The following is a 15,139-nucleotide window of genomic DNA, read 5'->3' on the forward strand; positions in this document are numbered from 1 at the left end:
TCCGGCAGAGTGGTCAACAGTGCGCGATTGCGCTATACATATCGCTCAGCCATTTGGGGCATCCGGCTGACAAGTCGCACAGATTGCCGAAGATCGCCGAGGAGGTCGCCCGTATGGCCGTGGACGAGTTGGACGCCCGGCTGATCCGGCTGTTCACCGACGAGCCGCGGATCGGGGTGATGGAGGCCTCCCGCCGCCTCGGCGTGGCCCGCGGCACCGTGCAGGCCCGGCTGGACCGGCTGCAGGCGGACGGGGTGGTGCGCGGCTTCGGCCCGGAGCTGGATCCGGCGGCGCTGGGCTACCCGGTCACCGCGTTCGCCACCCTGGAGATCCGCCAGGGCCGCGGCCGGGACGTGCGGGCGCACCTGGCCAGCGTGCCGGAGCTGCTGGAGATGCACACCGTCACCGGCTCCGGCGACATGCTCTGCCGGATCGTGGCGAGGTCGAACGCGGACCTGCAGCATGTGATCGACCGCCTCGTGGACTTCGAGGGCATCGTGCGCACCTCCACCATGATCGCCCTGGAGAACCCGATCCCGCTGCGGGTGGTGCAATTGGCCGAGGCTGCTGCGCGGGCCAGGGCGGAAGGGTAACCTCGGCGCGGTGGAAGAGCCTGCGCAGCTCCCGACGCCGTCGGGCGCGATATCCCCGCCGCGCCCGGACGCACCCCGTTCGCCGGGCACCCCGCCGCGCCCGAGCCGGCGCTGGTCCAGGGCCGTGGTGGCGCTCGCCGCGGTGCTGACCGCGGGAGCCGCGGCGGTGCACCTGACCGCGACGTTCTTCTTCAACGCGCCGGACAACGTGGTCTCCCAGAAGTACCGCGCCCAGCTCACCTGGTGGACGAGCCCGCTGCTGAACCAGAACTGGCAGCTGTTCGCGCCGAACCCGATCTCGGAGAACCTGGAGATCGACGCGCGGGCGAGCGTCGGACCGTCGGCCTCGGTCACGTCCTGGATCGACCTGTCCACGCTCGACCAGGCCGTCTCGACCGACAACCTCGCGCCGAGCCACCTGACCATGAACGGCCTGCGCAACGCATGGCTGGAATACACGAGCACGCATGACGCGAACGGCCGGGCGACCGCGCCGCTGGCCGACACCGCGCAGCAGTACCTGCAGAGCCTGGTCCTGGGCTACCTGCGCCCACACGTGACCGGAACGATCGGATCGGTCCAGGTGCGCTTCGTCGTCACGCTGGCCCCGGGCGACGGACGGACCGCGCAGCAGATGGCCCCGCAGACGCAGACGCTGCCGTGGTGGGTGACGGCCTCGTGAGGCCCGGACTCGCCAGGCTCGGGTCCTGGGCGGCGCGGCGCTACGAGCTGATCACCGAGACCGCTCTGGCCCTGCGGGGAGCCGCGGCGCTGCGCATCGGCTACGGGACGCTGTGGACGCTGTTCCTGCTGCGCGAGTGGGGCGAGCGGGACGCGGCGTGGGGCCCGAACGCTTACTGGTCGCCCACGATGGAGCGCTCGTTCGAGGCGCAGAAGCTGATGCCGAGCATCCTGCGCGACTGGCTCACCGCGGTGGCCGGCCTCGGCGGCACCGGCTTCCAGTTGTTCTACCTGCTGGCCATCCTCGCCGGCGTGCTGTTCGCACTCGGCTGGCGCACTCGCATCAGCTCCCTGTTGTTCTGCTTCGTGGTGGTGGCGCTGGAGAATCGCAGCCCGTTCATCACCGACGGCGGCGACAACGTGCTGGTGCTGATGTCGCTGTACCTGTGCTTCGCCCGGTGCGGCCGGCACTGGTCGCTGGACGCGCGGCGGACGGCGTCGGCGCTGCGGGTCGAGCCGGAGCCGGAACCGGCGGCGCGGCCGGCCTGGCGGGACGAGCTCGCCGCGATACGCGAGCAGATCGCCAACGTGCTGCACAACGGCGCGGTACTGGTGATCGCCGCGCAGGTGTGCGTCATCTACGCGACCGCGGGCCTGTACAAGGTGCAGGGTTCGATGTGGCAGGACGGCACCGCGCTCGGGTTCATCCTGCGCCTGCACTGGTTCGAGCCCTGGCCCGCCCTGAGCTCGTGGCTGCTCGGCCACGCGGTGCTGCTCGCGCTGGCCGGCTACCTGACCGTGTTCGTCCAGGTGGCGTTCCCGTTCACGGTCTTCACGGCCAAGCTGAAGTACCCGTCGCTGGTCGTGCTGGCCGGGATGCACCTGGCGATAGCCGTCCTGCTCGGCCTGCCGTTCTTCTCCCTGATCATGCTGGTGGGAGACGCGGTCTTCCTGTCCGACCGAGTATGGCGGGCCGTCGAAAGGGCGGTGGCGGGACCGGCGTACGCTGAGAGCATGAACGGGTCAGTACTGGTTGCTGAGTCTGTGATCGCCACCGCTCCCACTCCGACGCTCGTCTTCGACGGCGACTGCGCGTTCTGCAGCTCCAGCGTGCGCTGGGCGCAGCGTTGGTGCCGGCCGGCGGTGCGCTTCGTGCCCTGGCAGGAGATCGACCTCGACGCCAATGGGCTGACATACGAGCAGGTCACCTCGGCGGTGCGCTGGCTCGCCCCGGGTGCGCCCCGATCGGGCCGAGCCCCCCACGGCGCGGCTGCCGTCGGCCGGCTGCTGCTGCGCAGCCGTTGGCCCTGGCGGCCGTTCGGCGCGCTGCTGCTGACGCCGCCGTTCTCCTGGATCGGCGCAGGCCTCTACCATCTGATCGCGGTCAACCGGCACCGGCTGCCCGGCGGAACCCCCGCCTGCGCCGTCCCGAGAAAGCCGGCGGCGAGCGAACCGCACGCGGACGAGCTGGGCTGAGCCGACCGCCGGTCAGCGCAGCGCGCCGGCCACCTCGGCGGCCGCACGCACGACGCGCGGCCCGGCCCGGTGCGGATCGAGCTGGCCGAAGGAGACGACGCCGACCGAGGCCTCGACTCCCGGCACGTCGACCACCGGCGCGGCCAGCCCGTACGCGCCCGGCTGCAGCTCGCCGTCGGTGAGCAGGTAGCCGGTGTTCTTGTCCTGGCGGTAGTTCAGGATGACCCGCCCGGCCGCGCCGCGGTCCAGCGGGTGGCGGGAGCCGACCCGGTAGGCGACGTGGTAGTCGGTCCAGGTGGGCTCGACCACGGCCACGGCCAGCGCCTCGGTACCGTCCACCACGGTCAGGTGCGCCGTGGCGCCGACCTCCTCGGCCAGCCGGCGCAGCGGAATCGCCGCGGCCTCGCGCAGCAGCGGCTGCACCCGCCGGGCCAGCGCCAGCACACCGATGCTCAGGCGCGCCCGGCCGGAGGCGTCCCGGCGGGCCAGATTGTGCAGCTCCAGCGTGGCCAGCAGCCGGTAGACGATCGTGCGGTTGACGTGCAGCCGCTCGGCCAGTTCGGTCACGGTAAGTCCGGCCGGCACCTCGGCCAGCTCTTCGAGCGCGCGCAGCCCCCGGTCGAGGGTCTGCGAGGTCTCCGGATGGTGCTCGACCGGAGCGCTCGAGATGTGCGGGGTGCTTGAAGTCACCCCAGCAGTGTAAGCACGTCGGGAAGCTCGCGGACCGCCCGGAGCGAGCCCGGATCGGGCCCGACGCGCTGGAACCGCCGGACTCGACGCGCCGGACCACCGGGCTCGAGCCCTTAGGACTGCCGGGCCCGCTCCGTCGCCCAGGCCCGCACCCGGTCGATCCGGGAGCGCAGCTCGGCCGCGCTGGCCTGGGCCGCCGGCGGACCGCCGCAGCTGCGGCGCAGCTCGTTGTGGATCACGCCGTGCGGCAGGCCGGACTGGTGGTGCCAGGCCCCGACCAGCGTGTGCAGCTCCTTGCGCAGGCTCAGCAGCTGCTGGTGCGAGACCACCGGCCGCTGCTCGGCGGGCATCGCCGCCGGGGCGTCCTCGTCGGCCCGCGTCCGCCCCTTCTGCCGGGCGATCTGCCGGGTCTGGCGGCGCTGCAGCAGCGTCCGCACGTGCTCGGGCTCGAGCAGTCCGGGGATGCCGAGGTAGTCGGCCTCCTCGGCGCTGCCGGCCTGCGCGGCCAGGCCGTAGTCGTCGCCGTCGAACATCACCCGGTCGAAGGTGGCCTCCGACTCGAGCGCCTTGAAGGCGAACTCGCCGAGGTCGGCCTCGTTCTTCTCCGCGTTGGCGTCGGCGAGCAGGTCCTCCTCCTCGGCCCACAGGTCGTCCTCGCCGCGCTTCTTCCGGTCGAGCACGTGGTCGCGCTCCAGCTCGAGCTCGTGCGCGAACTGGACCAGCAGCGGCACCGAGGGCAGGAAGACCGAGGCGGTCTCGCCGCGCCGCCGGGCCCGCACGAACCGGCCCACCGCCTGGGCGAAGAAGAGCGGCGTGGAGATCGAGGTGGCGTACACGCCCACGGCCAGGCGCGGCACGTCCACGCCCTCGGACACCATGCGCACCGCGACCATCCAGCGCTTGTCGCCGTCGCTGTACTTCTCGATGTGCGAGGAGGCCTTCGGGTCGTCCGAGAGCACGACGGTGGGCGACTCGTCGGTGATCTCGCGCAGCATCCGGGCGTACGCGCGCGCGGCGTTGTGGTCGGTGGCGATGACCAGGCCGCCGGCGTCCGGAACCGAGCGGCGCACCTCCGTCAGCCGCTTGTCCGCCGCCCGCAGCACCGAGGGCATCCAGTTGCCGGCCGGGTCGAGCGCGGTGCGCCAGGCCTGGCTGACCGCGTCCTGGGTCATCGGCTCGCCGAGCGAGGCGGCGATCTCGTCGCCGGCCTTGGTCCGCCAGCGCATCTGGCCCGCGTAGGACATGAAGATGACCGGCCGCACGACGCCGTCCCCCAGCGCCGCGCCGTACCCGTAGGTGAAGTCGGCGACGGAGCGGCGCGCGCCCTCGGCGTCCGGGGCGTAGGTGACGAAGGGAATCGGGGCCACGTCCGAGCGGAACGGGGTGCCGGTCAGCGCGAGCCGCCGGGCGGCCGGCTCAAAGGCCTCGGAGATCGCGTCGCCCCAGGCCAGCGCGTCGCCGGCGTGGTGGATCTCGTCCAGGATGACCAGCGTGCGGCGGTTCTCCACCCGGGCCCGGTGCAGCATCGGGTGCGCCGCCACGCCCGCGTAGGTGACGGCGATGCCGGTGTAGTCGCGGGAGGTGCCGCCGACCGCGCCGGAGTAGGTCGGGTCGATCGCTATCCCGACCTTGCGCGCGGCCTCGGACCACTGGTGCTTGAGGTGCTCGGTCGGCGCGACGACGGTGATCTGCTGGACGAGGTGACGGTCCAACAGCTCGGTCGCGATCCGCAGCGCGAACGTGGTCTTGCCGGCGCCCGGCGTGGCCACCGCGAGGAAGTCCCGCGGCTCGCGCATGAGGTACTCGTCGAGCGCGGCCTGCTGCCAGGCCCGCAGCTTGCCGGCGGTGCCCCAGGGTGCGCGATCCGGGTAGGCCGGAGACAGATGGGAGGCGGCGTTCGTACTCACGACTCCACCTCGCTGGCGCTCGGTAGGCGCGTTCGCGCAGGCACTGTGCCTGATGGCTCGCTCGCAAGCTCGCTCACGTGATCGTCCCCCTCGTCGGTTCAAGCTCGGCGGTCTTCTACCGTACCGGGCCCCGGCGACAGGATCGGCGGAATCGGACACACCACGGCCGGTGGCGTGGATCACGTCACCGGCCGTCGCGCTCGGGCTACTGAAACTCCGTCAGTTCACCATGAAGGAGTAGTCGTACGAGGTGAGGTTCACTCCGTCCTTTGTGGTGGCGTACACGGTCAGGTCGTAGAACGGCAAGCCGCTGTCGCCCGTCGGGGCCCAGGTGATCTGGGCATCCCCGTTCGCGTCCGCGGGCACTGTGGTCTCGGTGTTGCCGTAGTCGAAGGAGTAGGTGTAGCTCACGACCCCGGCCACCTTGGGCGCGAACGTGAACGTGCCGGGCACGCCCACGCCGCCGCCGAAGCCGTTCTCCGGGTAGACGTCGGAGCTGACCGTGGGGGTGGTGTCGTAGTAGTAGTTCTGCTCGGCGGCGTCGCTCACCCAGCCGTTGGCGCTGGTGCTGGTGACCGTCACGTCGTCGTTGGCGGGCTGATCGAGCTTGAGCGAGACCGTGGCCGAGCCGTCGGGGTCCGCCTTGTACGTGTGCGCGGCTCCGGCACCGATGGTCACCGTGTAGCTCACGATCGGGCTCGCCGCCTCGGCCGTGGCGTTCGGGGTGAAGGTGAACGAGGCCTTCTTGTCGAAGGCCGGCGTGGTGGCGGGCGGGGTGATCGTGGGCTCGGTCGACGAGACGAAGACCTGATAGGAGGTCACGCTCGACGCGTTGAACGCCCGGTCGAAGCTCTCCACGTACAGCGTCAGCGGGCCGTAGGCGCCGGCCGGCGGGAGCAGGTCGAGGCTGGCGGAGCCGCCGACGGTGGGCGCCTGCACGAACGAGTCGGTGTCGGCCCACGGGTTGGTCTTCTGCAGGATGCCGTAGGCGCCGGTGCCGCCGAGACGGGGCACCGGGATGGGCTCCTCCCAGGAGAAGCCGTAGCCCGCGACGTCCCCGACCTCGTCGGCCCCGAAGGTGACCTGCATGGGCGCGCCGCCCTGGTCCCATCCGCCGTTGCTCGGGTAGTTCGCCGAGGTGATGGTCGGGGCCGCGGACGGCGGCGTGGTGTCGAGGCTGAAGTAGCAGGTGTGCGTCCACGGCGAGGTGTCGCTGCCCGCGACGGTGCGCGCCTGCCAGGCGTAGGTCTGGCCCTCCACCAGCGAGGACATCGGGACGTTCACCGGCGCTTCGAAGCCGGCCAGGGCCTCCGCGGCCGCGTAGGTGGTGATCTGGGTCGGATCGCTGACGGGCCAGAGCTGGTACTGCGCGGTGGGCGTCGGGTAGTCGGTCGTGTCCGTGTCCCGCGGTACGCCCTCGAGGTCGATGCCGCTGTCCGCGCCGGACACGCCGAAGGCCACGTAGGCGGGTGCGGACGGGTCGGTGGAGCAGGTGAACAGGCCGTTGGCCAGGTGATCGGGCCGTTCGGCGCCGGTGGCCGCCGCGCTGGCCGGCGCGATCGCGCCGGCCAGCGCGGTGCCGAGGACGGCGATGGAGACGAGGACGGCCCGATAGCGGGTCAGGTCGGCTACTGGCAAGGCGGTGGATCCTCCCCGGTGCGTTGCCCGGTTACAGCCCACTGATGTGCGCTGCCTTACGGGCGCCGGGGAAATGTTAGCCCTGATTCACCATGCGGGCATCAGGCTTTGCGCACCCGCGGCGCCAGCGCCCAGGCCAGCAACGCGATCGAGATGAACATCGCGAAGATGAGCAGGAACACCCGGCCGGAGGCGGTGCCGCCGCTGCTCAGGGCGTGGAAGACGCCGCCGGCCAGGGCGATCGCAACGGTGCTGGTGATGCCGTCGGCGACCTGGAGCGAGGCGGAGTTCGCGCCCTGCTCCTCGGGCTCGGAGTACTCCAGCGTCAGCAGCGCGATGACCGGGAAGGCCATGCCGGCGCCGACCGAGGCGAAGAGCATCGCCGCGGCCACGGTCCACAGCGGCGTGCGCGTGTCGATGGCCAGGAGGTTGCCGAGCAGCGAGATCGCGCAGACGGTGATGCCCAGGCGGACGATCGCGGGGCGGGAGAGCCGCGTGGTGACGAACGGCTTGTTGATGGCCCAGGCCGCCGCCGCCCAGCCGACCGTGGCGGTGGCCAGCGAGAGCCCGGCCATGGTCACGCTCATGCCGCGATGCTGCTCGAGCATCAGCGGGATGAAGGCCTCCATGCCGAAGTAGTAGCCGGCCATCAGCCCGCGCATCAGGATCACGCTGGGCAGCCCGCGGCGGGCTCGCAGCGTGCCGGGCGGCAGCAGCTTGGGCACGCTCGGGATCAGCAGGGCGAGCGCGACCGGGGCCATGGCCAGGCCGAGCAGGTTGATCTCCTGGCTGCCGAGCTGCAGCAGCCCGACGCCGAGCGCGGTCAGGCCCGCGGCCAGCCGGACACGCCGCTCCCGGGCGGCCTCCGCCTCGGAGCGCTCGGCCTGGTCCGGCCGCGGCAGGTCGCGCAGCGGCTTGGCCAGCAGGCACAGCGGCACCACGATCAGCACGGCCACGCCGAGGAAGATCCAGCGCCAGCTCAGATCCTCGGTGAGCACGCCCGCGACGACCGGGCCGATCGCGGCGGGCAGCACCCAGCAGGCGGCCATGGCGGAGAACGCCTTGCCCCGCAGGTGTTCCGGGTAGGCCCGGCCGACCAGCACGTACAGCGCCACGATGGTCAGCCCGCCGCCGAAGCCCTGGATCGCCCGGCCGGCCACCAGCTGCGCCATCGTGGTGGCGGTGCCCGCGGTCACCAGCCCGACGCCGAACGCGGCTATTCCGCCGAGGAACGGCAGCCGCGGCCCGCGCCGGTCGGCCCGCTGCCCGGCCAGCACCATGCCGAACAGACTGGTCGTCAGATAGGCGGAGAAGGCCAGCGAGTAGTACGGCAGGCCGTGCAGCCGGGCCACCGCGACCGGCATGGCCGCGCCCACGGCCATCGCCTCGAAGGCGGTCAGCAGCACCGAGGAGATGAAGCCGATGGTGATCGGCAGGTAGCGCGGGCTGAAGATGCTCTCGTGACCGGCGGCCGCGGCGGACTCCGCCGAGACGGGGGCGGCGGGCAGGGCGGTGTCGATGAGGGCCGGAGGGATCGGGGGCAGGTCGGAGTCGGTGTCGAGCAGCGTGGTCACCGCCGCATGCTACGTCATAGCTCATGGGGCTTTCCACCTATTACACCTTCCGCCGGCCCGAGTGCGCGCTACGCTCGGCTGACCGGCGATCGTCACGCCATTGACCGAGGTGGCGACTAGGGGTGGGGCTCATGCGGTTCAGGCGCAAGACCGTGGACATCATCGCGGAGACAGCCGCGTTCGAAGCGCAGTACCGGGCGTTGGACGAGGCCGGGCTGCGCGCGCTGACCGCCGCCTTCCGGCGGCGCCTGGCCGACGGCGCGTCGGCGGAATCGCTGCTGCCGGAGGCCCTGGCCGCGGCGCGCGAGGCCGGCTGGCGGGTGCTCGGCGAGCGCGCGGTGGACGAGCAGGTGCTCGGCGCGACCGCGATGGCCCGGGGCCGGCTGGCCGAGATGAAGACCGGCGAGGGCAAGACGCTGGCGATCGCCATGGCGGCCTACGCGTGGTCGCTCGAAGGCCGAGGCGTGCACGTGCTGACCGCCAACGCGTACCTGGCCCGCCGGGACGCGGAGTGGATGGGGCCGGTGTACGAGGCCCTGGGCACCTCGTGCTCCCTGGTCGCGCGGGCGGGGGAAGACCACAGGGCCCTGTACGACGCCGACATCGTCTACGGCACCTGCCTTGCGATGTGCCCGGACTATATCAATGATCTGATACAGTTCGAGCGGGCGGAGTGGCAGATCCGGCGCGGTCTGCCCGCCGTGATCGTCGACGAGGCGGACCTGATCCTGATCGACGCGATGATGAACCGCACCTCCCGTTGGACCAAGGAGGAGTCCGCAGCCGAGACGAAGCGTCTGCGCAGTCTGGTCCGCGCTGTGGAGCGCCTCGTTCCGGAGCGACACCTTGCGGTGGACCGCCACCGGCACCTGGCCACGCTCACGGCGGATGGCGAACGTGCGGTGCAGGACGTCCTCGGCGTCGAGGACCTCTATCAGGGCACGGACCCGGACCTCCAGCGCCTGCTCGCCGACGCGCTCTGCGCCGTCTTCGCCTGGGAGCGCGATCAGGACTACATCGTGCTGGACGGCAAGGTGGGCGCCCTGGACAAGCTGACGGGCCGACTGGACGGGTTCCTTCATCTGCCCAACGCGGTCGCCCGGGCGATCGAGGTCAAGGAGGGGCTCGCGGTCTCCCCGCGCGAGACCGTCCTCTACGGCATGAACCACCCGCACTTCATCAAACGCCATCCGCGGGTGGCCGCCGCGACCGGCACGGCTTTGGAGGAGCGCCTCTACCGGGACGTCTACGGGCTCGAGGTCGAACGCGTTCCCACCCATTCGCCGATCGGGCGGATCGACCACCCCGTCGAGTTGTGCGGCACCGGGCAGGTGCACGCGGACGTGGCGGTCAAGGCCGTGCGGCAGGCCTTCGCGGCCGGGCGCCCGGTCCTGGTGGTGGCCGGCTCCATCGCCCAGTCGGAGCAGTTCGCGGACCGGCTGCGCGAGCACGGGTTCACCCCCGAGGTGCTCAATCCGAAGAACCACGAGCAGGAGGCCGAGATCATCGGCCGCACCGGGCGGGCCGGGGCGGTCACCGTCGTCACCCGGATGGCCGGACGCGGTGTGGACATCAAGCTCGGCGGCGGCGACCCGGCCGAGCACGCCGCCGTCGCCCGGGCGGGCGGCCTGTACGTGCTCGGCCTCGACGTGTTCGAGAACCGCCGGCTGGAGCTGCACGTGCGCGGCCGGGCCGGACGGCGCGGAGATCCGGGCGAGTCGGCCATCGTCGTGTCACTCGAGGACCAGCAGGCCGGCTCGCCGTTTCGCAAGCTGATCCCGGCGAGCACGCAGGAGACGGTCTCGGGCCGTCTCGTCGAGTTCGCCGTCCGCCGGTCGCTCGACCGGGCCAACGAACAGTGGGAGCAGCGCTACCTGTACCTGTTCGGAGTCGAGGGTGTCGAGTGGCGGCACCTCGACGAGCTCTTCGCCGTCCGCTGGTCCTTTTTCGACGGTGATCGCACCCGAGAGCGCGTGATCGGGTATTGCGAAGCCCTGATAGGCCGACATGTGCGAGCGGTGGAGCGCGGGTCGGCAAGTGTCGAGCAGATGCGCCTGAAGCTCGCCGACTGTTATCCGATCCTCCGACCGGCCGAAGAGCTCGCGGCATCCGGGAACGGCCTGCGCACACTGCTCGTCGAGGACATCACCCGCGCGTACGAACGGCGCGAAGCCGAGGTCGGCACCGAACGCATGCGAAGGCTGGAGCGCCGGGCCGGAATGGCCGTGCACGACCGCGCCTGGCAGAAACACGTCACCGCACTGGACGAGGTCGCCAAGGACGTCACTCTGCACTCGCTCACCGGCTCGAACTGGCTGACGCGCTATCAGCAGGAAGCCAACCGGGCGCTGCGCGAGACGAAGCGGAGCATCGCGCAGGAGATCGTCGAGCTCGTCTTCCAGTACGACGTGGCCGGCCGGACAGACCTCTGACCCGCCGCCCGCCGCGCCGATACGCCGACGCGCCGCTCAGCCCCAGGGACGCAGCGGCATCCTGGTGGGGTGCGACTCGAGCGCGTCGCGCGTCGCGCAGGCCAGGGCCGCGGCGCAGGCGGCGTACGCGGCCCGACGCAGCGGCACGTAGCCGAGCGGGAGCGGCGCGGCGAACCCGCGGCGGCGCAGCATGGTCGAGTCGAGCTCGCCGATCGAGGACTCGAGGAACGGCAGCAGCTCCAGCTCCGGCTGCTCCAGCATCGTCGGGAACTGACCAGGCCCGAGCGCGCCGAAGCCGCCGAGCTGCGCGCCCGCCAGGTCGATCTCCTCGGCCTGGGCGTTGAAGACGAAGTCCACCGCGGTCAGCACGCCCGAGCCGACGGCCGCCTCGGCCCGCTCCGGCAGCAGCACCCGGCCGGCGTCCTGGGCCGCCGTCACCCGCACCGGGCGCAGCGTGTGCAGCTCGGTGTCGGCGTCCACGACCGCCCGGTACGCGGCCACCGCCACGTGCGCGGTGCCGGGCTCGGGCACGAACACGCCGGGCGAGGGCTCGCCGCCGCCGTGCACCCGGAACTCGCCGTTCGCGACGTACACCGCGGCGCCGCGCAACACCTGCGGGTAGACCTCCTCGACCGGCTTGGAGAGCGTGCCGTCGTAGGTCACGACCATGCCGTCGCGGATCTCGAGCAGCTGCGGGGAGACCGCGAACTGCGCCGCGATCTTGGCCAGCGCCTGGGCCCGGGCGGCCCGCGCGGCGCGCTGCACCGCCATGCAGTGTAGCCAGGCGCCTCGGCCGGGGCCGATCGCGGTGGCCGGCAGGTCGGCCGGGTTGGCCGGGCGGCGCACGATCACCCGCCGCACCCCGAGGGCCTCCCGGGCCACCCGGCGCAGCAGCGCGTGCTGGCCGTTGCCGGTGTCCACCATGCTGGTGGCCACGTGCACGATCGGGCCGTTGACGTCCGAGGTCAGCGCGACCTGCGCGGTGGCGAACTCCTCGGCGAGATCCGGCGGCACCAGGTCCACCATGGCCAGGGCGATCCCGGCGCCGCGGCGCACCCGGGTCAGCTCGCCGGTGCGCCCGACCGTGCCCGGGAAGGTGCGGATGTCCGGGCCGGGCGGGAACGGCGGCATCGGCGTGTCGAGCACGGCGGTGAGCAGCTCCGGCAGCGGGACCGCGCCGGCCAGCCGGCGCCCGTCCGGCAGCTGGTCACCCGAACGGATCAAATTCTTCACCCGCAGATCCAGCGGTCCGCGCCCGCAGGCCGCCGCGGCCGCGTCGATCTGCGCCTCGGCCACCACGGCCGCGATCATCGCCGCGCCGCCGGGCCACGGGCCGACCGGCGGGTTGTGCGTACGCACCACCCAGCCCTGGATCTCCACATCCTGGCAGCGGTACGGCCCGACCACGCTCCGGCACAGCTCGTCCAGCAGCGGCTCGGCCCCGGCCGGATCGGCCCCGCCGTCCACCACCAGCTCCACCCGCACCGCGAGCAGCGTGCCCTCGGCGTCCACGCGGTGGGTGGCGTGCACCCGGACCGCGGGCGTGGCGGCGTCCCCGGCCAGCCGGTCGGCCGGGCCGCCCTCGGCCCGGACCGGGCGCCAGGTCCGCACGGCCAGCAGGGCCGCGGCCACCCGCAGGTCCGGATCGTCGCCCGCCCGCGTGCCGGTGAACGGCGCGGGCACCAGCCGGATGGCCGAAGGCGGCAGGCCGATCGCCTCGGACACCGCGCGCAGGTCCCGGGCCGGGTCGCTGCTCGCGGTGTGCAGGTCGAGCCCGCGCAGCTGCGTGCCGCCGTTGCCGTCCGGCCCGGTCACCGGCACCGCGAGCACCGCGCCCGGCGCGGCCGCGGGGTCGGCGCCCCGGCCGAACTCGTACCCGTACATGACCGTGGACTCGTCGGACCCCGGCTCGGCCAGGTCCCCGCCCCCGCCGAGCGTGTAGCGGCGGTACGCCGCGATCCGCGCGTCGTTCCCGCTGCGGCGGGCGGCCGCGAACACGTGCCGGGCGTCGAGCAGCGGCTCCCCCGGTGCGTACTGGATCTCCACCGCGTCGAGGGCGGCTCGGGCCAGCGACGGATGTTCGGCCGCGGCCACCGCCACGCACTGGCCGCGGTACTCCACCGCGGTCACCCCGAGCTCGGGGCCGGCCAGCACGGCGTGCACGCCGGGGATCTCCAGCGCGCGCTTCACGTCGAGTCGCAGCAGCGCCGCGTGCGGGTACGGGCTGCGCGCGAGCGCGGCGTAGAGCATGCCGGGCCCGCCCGGCCGGTCGGCCGCGTACGGGTAGCGCCCGGCGGCCTTGGCCGTGGGCACGAGCTTGCCGATGCCGTCCGCCGGCGGGTCCACCGCCGCGTACGTCGGCGCCGGGACCAGATCGACCGGCGTGGCCTCGGCGGACTCCGACGGCAGCTGTTCGCCTATCAGGAACCCGGGCAGGGCGGAGGGCTTATCCACGCGGGGCCACCGCCTGGTGCGGCAGCTGCGCGGCCGGCACGTCGTGCGCCCCGCTGCCGCCGAGCCCCTGCTTCGCCCGCGCCTCGGAGGCCTCGCGCACCGCGTCGATGAACGGCCCCGGCGACAGGCAGCGGCACAGATGCCCGGAGAGCGACTCCCGGATCGCCGACTCGCTCGGCTCCGGCTGGCGCGCCAGCAGGGTCCGCACGCTCAGCCCGATCCCGGGCAGGCAGTAGCCGCAGCCCGCGCCGCAGTGCACCGCCAGCGCGGCGGAGACCTCGTCACCGTCGCCGAACGCCTCGACCGTGGTGACGTACGAACCCTCGGCCGCCAGCGCGGGCGTCAGGCAGCCGAGCACCGGCTCACCGTCGAGCAGCACCACGCAGGCGCCGCACTCGCCCTCGCCGCAGCCGTCCTTCGCCCCGGTCAGGCCGAGCCGCTCGCGCAGCATGAACAGCAGGTTGTCGGCCACCCACACCTGCGGCACCTCGACCGGGTCGCCGTTGACCACGCAGCGGATCGGCACCCCGACTAGCGTCACCGGCTCCGCCTCGCCGCCGTCCGGCGCGGCCGCCGCGTACGAGCCGCTCGTGCCGAGCGGGTCGTAGTCCCCGGCGTCCCCATACCCCTGCGTCACGCCGTCCTCCCTGCGGCCGGGATCGGCGGCACCGACGGCAGCCCCCGCTCGGCCCGCTCCAACGCGGAGCGCGCGCGCATCATCTCGGCCTTGATCTGAATCTGCTTCACCTGCTCGAGCCAGCCCGACGGGGGCAGCGCCCGCACCAGCGCCCGGCGCGCGAGCACCTCGGCGGCCTGGCGGCGGTAGTCGTCCGAAACCCGCGAGGTCGAGGCCCCGGCCGGGCCCGCCGTCATCGGCGCCAGCAGCCCCTCGGCCACCAGCCGGGCGAAGGTCTGGTACGTCGTCGGGTCCGGGATCGCCCCCGCGTCCCAGTCCACGTGGTCCGCCAGCCACTGTCCGGCGTGGTCCACCCGCGCCGCCACCGGCCCGTGCCCGCCGAGGGCGCAGGCCACCTGCCGCGTGGAGGGGTCCACCACCAGCGCGAGCGTGAGCACCGGGCGACCCGGGCCGCCGCGGGTGCCGATCTTCATGAAGCCCTGCTGGCCGGTGCCGGTGGGCAGCCGCACCGCGGTGATCAGCTCGCCCGGCTCCAGCTTGACCCCGCCGTCCCGGGCGTAGAGCTCGGCCACCTGGATCTGCCGCCAGCTCGCCGCGGACCGGCACACCGCCACCGCGCCCAGCGCGATCAGCGCCGTGAGCAGGTCCCGCCCCGGCAGCGGCGCCGGACCGCCGCCCGGCCGCTTGCCCGAGGCCAGGTTGCCCCCGACCGTGGCCCGGGTGCGCAGCGCCGCCGACCCGATCGAGCGGGCCGCCTGGGCCAGTGCCGGCAGCACCGCCCGCACGTCCGCGTGGGTCAGGTCGGCGCAGGTCGTCGCCCCGCCCACGATGATCTCCTGCTCGGTGAACCAGACCCCGCGCAACTCGGGGATCCGGTCGATCAGCAGGAATCCGCTCGGCCGCAGCCGGCCGGCGTTGGCCAGCACCATCAGCTCCGAGCCGCCCGCCAGCACGCGCAGGCTGGGGTCGGCGGCCAGCGCCTCGACGGCGGGCTCAAGCTCGGTCGGGCGCAGTGCGGGCACAGCTGACGGCGGCATCAAGTCTCGTGAACCGGTGG

The 15,139-nt window shown here is 73.2% G+C and carries 11 protein-coding genes; 4 read left to right on the top strand and 7 right to left on the bottom strand.

Going from position 1 to position 15,139, the window contains the following annotated elements; genetic code table 11:
* Positions 1-113 precede the first annotated feature (113 nt).
* From ACTRO_RS23150 to ACTRO_RS23160, 3 genes are read left to right on the top strand one after another with little or no spacing between them, the layout of a single operon-like run.
* Complete coding sequence (locus tag ACTRO_RS23150) at positions 114-593, top strand: Lrp/AsnC family transcriptional regulator (protein ID WP_034276268.1); 480 nt, start codon at positions 114-116, stop codon at positions 591-593.
* A 10-nt stretch (positions 594-603) separates the two neighbouring features.
* Positions 604-1,275 (top strand): DUF5819 family protein, encoded by a 672-nt coding sequence (locus ACTRO_RS23155; RefSeq protein WP_157436379.1) that lies wholly within the window; start codon positions 604-606, stop codon positions 1,273-1,275.
* A complete protein-coding gene (locus tag ACTRO_RS23160; RefSeq protein ID WP_157436380.1) occupies positions 1,257-2,750 on the top strand; it encodes a DCC1-like thiol-disulfide oxidoreductase family protein in 1,494 nt (497 codons plus the stop codon). The genes ACTRO_RS23155 and ACTRO_RS23160 overlap by 19 nt, the downstream gene beginning before the upstream one ends.
* Positions 2,751-2,762: 12 nt before the next feature.
* Here the strand turns inward: ACTRO_RS23160 and ACTRO_RS23165 are convergent, their stop codons facing one another.
* The 4 genes from ACTRO_RS23165 to ACTRO_RS23180 form a co-directional block, all read right to left on the bottom strand.
* Positions 2,763-3,419 carry an IclR family transcriptional regulator domain-containing protein gene (locus ACTRO_RS23165; protein ID WP_034276277.1) on the bottom strand — a complete coding sequence of 219 codons (657 nt, stop codon included), beginning with the start codon at positions 3,417-3,419 and terminating at the stop codon, positions 2,763-2,765.
* A gap of 134 nt (positions 3,420-3,553) precedes the next feature.
* Positions 3,554-5,347 carry a DEAD/DEAH box helicase gene (locus tag ACTRO_RS23170; protein ID WP_034266261.1) on the bottom strand — a complete coding sequence of 598 codons (1,794 nt, stop codon included), beginning with the start codon at positions 5,345-5,347 and terminating at the stop codon, positions 3,554-3,556.
* A 219-nt stretch (positions 5,348-5,566) separates the two neighbouring features.
* A complete protein-coding gene (locus tag ACTRO_RS23175; protein WP_034266265.1) occupies positions 5,567-6,985 on the bottom strand; it encodes a hypothetical protein in 1,419 nt (472 codons plus the stop codon).
* Between the two features lie 101 nt (positions 6,986-7,086).
* Positions 7,087-8,559: an MFS transporter gene (locus tag ACTRO_RS23180; protein WP_034266268.1), complete on the bottom strand. Its 1,473-nt coding sequence runs from the start codon at positions 8,557-8,559 to the stop codon at positions 7,087-7,089.
* Between the two features lie 131 nt (positions 8,560-8,690).
* On the opposite strand from ACTRO_RS23180, the gene ACTRO_RS23185 reads away from it, so the two are divergent.
* On the top strand, positions 8,691-10,991 hold the full coding sequence (locus ACTRO_RS23185) for a preprotein translocase subunit SecA (RefSeq protein WP_157436381.1): 2,301 nt from the start codon (positions 8,691-8,693) through the stop codon (positions 10,989-10,991).
* 36 nt (positions 10,992-11,027) lie between these two features.
* Here the strand turns inward: ACTRO_RS23185 and ACTRO_RS23190 are convergent, their stop codons facing one another.
* The 3 genes from ACTRO_RS23190 to ACTRO_RS23200 are packed head-to-tail and all read right to left on the bottom strand — an operon-like array spanning position 11,028 to position 15,119.
* On the bottom strand, positions 11,028-13,445 hold the full coding sequence (locus ACTRO_RS23190) for a xanthine dehydrogenase family protein molybdopterin-binding subunit (RefSeq protein WP_034266273.1): 2,418 nt from the start codon (positions 13,443-13,445) through the stop codon (positions 11,028-11,030).
* Positions 13,438-14,082: a (2Fe-2S)-binding protein gene (locus tag ACTRO_RS23195; RefSeq protein WP_063628058.1), complete on the bottom strand. Its 645-nt coding sequence runs from the start codon at positions 14,080-14,082 to the stop codon at positions 13,438-13,440. Before ACTRO_RS23195 ends, ACTRO_RS23190 begins: the two co-directional genes overlap by 8 nt.
* Positions 14,079-15,119, bottom strand: coding sequence for an FAD binding domain-containing protein (locus ACTRO_RS23200; protein ID WP_084316479.1), 1,041 nt, complete (start codon positions 15,117-15,119; stop codon positions 14,079-14,081). The genes ACTRO_RS23195 and ACTRO_RS23200 overlap by 4 nt, the downstream gene beginning before the upstream one ends.
* Positions 15,120-15,139 lie beyond the last annotated feature (20 nt).

Source organism: Actinospica robiniae DSM 44927 (assembly GCF_000504285.1).
Taxonomy (GTDB): Bacteria; Actinomycetota; Actinomycetes; order Streptomycetales; family Catenulisporaceae; genus Actinospica; species Actinospica robiniae.